This is a genomic window from Nocardia sp. NPDC004718, from assembly GCF_053601535.1.
Window position 1 is genome coordinate 1 of record NZ_JBSGCA010000124.1, and the last position, 3873, is coordinate 3873.

Below are 3873 nucleotides of genomic sequence, written 5' to 3' on the forward strand. Positions count from 1 at the left end.
GGAACTCTTCGGGATACGGCTTCGGCATGGGGGACATCCTTCCAGCGAGGAGCAATCCTCACAGGTCAGGAGTCAACCAAACCGAGGGCAGTCCCCATCCTCACCAGCGTCGCGATCGTCATCGCGGTGTGCAGCGTGGCGGTCAACAGTGTGGTCCGCACCGAGGCGTTCGCGCGCCTGGCGATGGTGGCCACGGTTCTCGTGGCGATTTTCGCGATCGCCACCGCGATTTATCTTAACAGTATGGGTGATGACCTGACGCGAGTGGTGTCGTATGGGACGGCCCGGGATCCGGGGACGCAGGTCGGATTGCTGATCCGATGGGCAAGGGGACACGACAACTATCCGGCACCCGGGTTTCGTAAGGTTTCCTACGCGACCTACAGTCTCACCTGGTCTGCGATAGTCGCCGTCGGGATTTCGCTGCTTTCCGCTATGGCTGCAATCGCGCAGTGGATTCGTGGACGCAATAGCGGTCTGTGCCCAAAGAGCTTGCAAGACCAGGCCATCCGATGACAAGGGGGTTCCAGTATTCGGCGCAGAAAACAACCCGTATGGCTTGACCAGCAGTGATGGTGTGTTGTAGGTGGCCGATGGCAGGATCTGATCGTTGAGGTCGGTGTTCGTCCCCTTCGGACATCGGTCGCATATGCGGGAGCCCCGGTGTGGCCGGGGCTCCCGTTGTTTGTTCGGCGTGGGTTATTGGGGTCGCCGTAGTATCGGCCGAATTTCGGGCGGATATGGCGTAGCCGCTGGTCGGTGGGTGTCGGGATGTGCCGGGCCGATGAGGCTGGTGAGTTCGCGCATAGCTTGTGGGGAGGGTTTGAAGTAGCGACGCAGGTTCTCGGCCCTGCGGTGCCGTGCTGCTCTACCCGCCCCACTATGTCATTCGCCCGAAATTCGCCCGATACTACGGCGACTCCGATAAGTAGGTGGTATCGAGGGTGCTACGACTGTGTCGCGGTCGCCAGCATGTCGGTGAGGGCAGAACGTGCGTGTTCCAGGGTGGTGATCTGCTCGACGATATCGCGCAAACGTTCTCGCAGAATATCGGCAACGCAGGCATTGAGTTGCGGTCCCGGTGCTTCCACGCAGGGCAGTACCTGCTGAATGACCCTGGTTGACAGCCCCGCTGCGAGCATGGCTCGGATGTGACCGACCGTGGCCGGTGCGTCCTCGCCGAAGCGGCGGTGGCCACCGGCGGCGCGCTGGGTGGTGAGCAGGCCCTGCTGCTCGTAGTACCGCAACAACCGCGGGTTGACGCCGGTGACTCGGGACAACTCACCGATCCTCATGTGATACACCTCACGATCACTTGAATCTCGCATCTATGTCAAATTCTACGGTGAGTGCATGGTGGCAACAGCAAGCGAAATCTTCAACCTCGGTGGCGATCTTCCGGTACGCCGGATCGGCTACGGTGCTATGCGGCTCACCGACACACCCACATCCCGCGGTGGTGGCACCGCACACATCTGGCGGGCTCCGACCGATCGCGCCGCAATGCTCGCTGTGCTGCGCGGCGCGATCGAACTGGGAGTGAATCTGATCGACACCGCCGACGCATATGCGCTGGGCGCGAATGAGGAACTCGTCGCCGAGGCGCTGCACCCCTATCGGGGCGATTTGGTGGTCGCCACCAAAGTCGGCAATACCCGACCCGGGCCCGAAGAATGGGTACCACTCGGCCGCCCCGCCTATCTACGCCAGCAAACTGAACTGAGCCTGCGGAGACTACAAGTGGACCGCATCGATCTGCTCTACCTGCATCGCATCGATCCCACCGTGCCGCTCGCCGACCAGGTCGGAACCTTGCATCAACTCCAACTGGAAGGCAAGGTACGGCACATCGGCCTGTCGGAAGTCTCGCTACAAGAACTGCAAACCGCCACGGCCATCACCCCGATCGCGGCGGTGCAGAACCATTACAATCTGATTGCCCGCCAGCACGATTCCGTTCTGGACTACACATCCAAGCACGGCATCGCCTTCATACCCTACTTCCCCATCGCCATGGGAGAACACGCCCGCCCCGACAGCCCGGTCGCCACGATCGCTGCGCAGATCGACGCGACGCCCGCCCAAGTCGCACTCGCTTGGCTGCTGCACCGCTCACCGACGACAATCCCGATCCCGGGCACCACCTCGCTCACGCACCTCGCAGAGAACATGGAAGCACTGCATATCGCTATGTCTGACGACCAGTTCGCCCGCCTGACCGCCCTCGGCAACCCCGAAAACGCGGTCTAAAAGGCCACGTTCACCCTCGAGTCTCGTTACAACGAGCCCCACGGGGAGTTCCGGACGCACGAGATCACGACACCGCCTGCCAGACTGCGGCTTGGCCGGGGACTACAGCGGACCGTGCGAGAGCCCGTCCGACAAATCGAGGTGGAAAGGAGACCCGTTGGTGGCCGGCTCCCATCCACGTGCGAGCGCAATCCTGATCGTGTTGGCAACCTCTGCTGGCAACACGGGTCTTATCGCACTTTTTATCCAGGCGATGCTGGGGTGGAGTCGGTCCGTTGTGACCAGGAGGGTGGTGCCGCCGCGTTCTGGCCGATCGACTGCATAGATGCACATTCCTTGGCTATAGGTCGGCTTTGCTCGCAGTCTCCAACGGTAAACAACACCATCGACTGTGATACGACGCGATCCCTTGCGGCTCAGCGTCATCCTTCCTCCTCAAACTCGATCAGACGTCGCCCCGCTGGGCTGGTCACCGCTGACATGAGTACGCATCAGTCTGCCAGGGCCACTCCAGACACGCAGAACCCGAAGACTGTCAAGCCCCGGGTTTGATGGAGAGTGAACCGTCACGGGTTGGGGGTCGCTTTGGGCTGTCCTGAGATTTTGTCCGCTGGGTTGTGAGATTCCTACCCGTGGGATGGAAGGATCTCCACCCGTGCCGATGATGTACTCACCGCAGTTTCGTGAGCGTGCTGTAGCTCTGATCCTCGACGAAGGTCGGCGGGTCGCCGATGTTGCCCGCGATCTGGGAGTTACCGAGGGCTCGCTGTACCGATGGAAGCAGCAGGCCCTGATTGATCTCGGTGAGGCGCCGGGCACGCCGACGGTCGAATCGGTCCAGCTACGAGACGCATTGAACCGGATCAAGCAGCTCGAGGAAGAGTTGCGTGCGACACGACTGGCGGCCGAGATCCTTCACGACACCACGATCAGCCCAAAAGGCGGTTCCCGGTTGTCACGGCCTTGACCGGGCAAGGAATCAACACCCGCACCGCATGCCGTGTGCTCGGGATTTCCGAGCGTGGCTACCGCCATCACCGCAACCGGCCACCCAGCCAGCGCCGACTACGCCACGACATGCTTGCCGAAACTATTCGCGCCGTGCACTCCGCGTCACGCGGCTGCTACAGCGTGCGCCGCATCCTTGCCGAGCTCACCATCGGTATGGGTATCGATGTGGGGTCCGGGCAAGTGCACTTGATCATGAAACGCATTGGACTGTAGGGTTTCTCGGACTCCAGGAAACGCTATATCAGCAAACAGGACCAGGCCACGCACTCGGATCTGGTGAACCGGAACTTCACCGCAGGGCGGGAGAACCACCTGTGGTGCACCGACATCACCGAGCATCCGACCCGTGAAGGGAAGGTGTATTGCTGCGCGGTGATCGACGCCTACTCCCGACGCATCGTGGGCTGGGCCATCGAACTCCCGTCAGACGGCATCGCTGGTACCGGCCGCGCCCGACATGGCCATCGCCGCACACTCACCCGATCGGACGGTCATCCACAGCGACCACGGCGCTCAAGCCGGATTCAACTGATCGTTGCAACACCTCGATCGTGGAGGTGTGGAGGTGGGAATTGGTCCGCAGCAGAAGTGGGTTCGTGAGTACCGGGGCCA

General features: G+C 61.8%; 5 protein-coding genes. 4 read left to right on the forward strand and 1 reads right to left on the reverse strand.

Annotated features, from left to right (window positions below):
- On the forward strand, positions 1-516 hold a 516-nt coding region (locus tag ACWEH3_RS35750; RefSeq protein ID WP_450026776.1), incomplete at its 5' end, for a hypothetical protein.
- Between the two features lie 431 nt (positions 517-947).
- Here ACWEH3_RS35750 and ACWEH3_RS35755 read toward each other — a convergent pair.
- Positions 948-1295: a MerR family transcriptional regulator gene (locus ACWEH3_RS35755; protein WP_450026778.1), complete on the reverse strand. Its 348-nt coding sequence runs from the start codon at positions 1293-1295 to the stop codon at positions 948-950.
- Positions 1296-1353: 58 nt separating this feature from the next.
- Between ACWEH3_RS35755 and ACWEH3_RS35760 the strand changes: the two genes are divergently transcribed.
- The 3 genes from ACWEH3_RS35760 (at position 1354) to ACWEH3_RS35770 (ending at position 3861) form a co-directional block, all read left to right on the forward strand.
- Entirely contained in the window at positions 1354-2250 is an 897-nt protein-coding gene (locus ACWEH3_RS35760) for an aldo/keto reductase (protein ID WP_450026780.1), read from the forward strand.
- A gap of 661 nt (positions 2251-2911) precedes the next feature.
- Complete coding sequence (locus ACWEH3_RS35765) at positions 2912-3217, forward strand: transposase (protein WP_450026784.1); 306 nt, start codon at positions 2912-2914, stop codon at positions 3215-3217.
- A 320-nt stretch (positions 3218-3537) separates the two neighbouring features.
- Positions 3538-3861, forward strand: a complete 324-nt coding sequence (locus tag ACWEH3_RS35770; protein WP_450026782.1) for a DDE-type integrase/transposase/recombinase — start codon at positions 3538-3540, stop codon at positions 3859-3861.
- Positions 3862-3873: the final 12 nt, after the last annotated feature.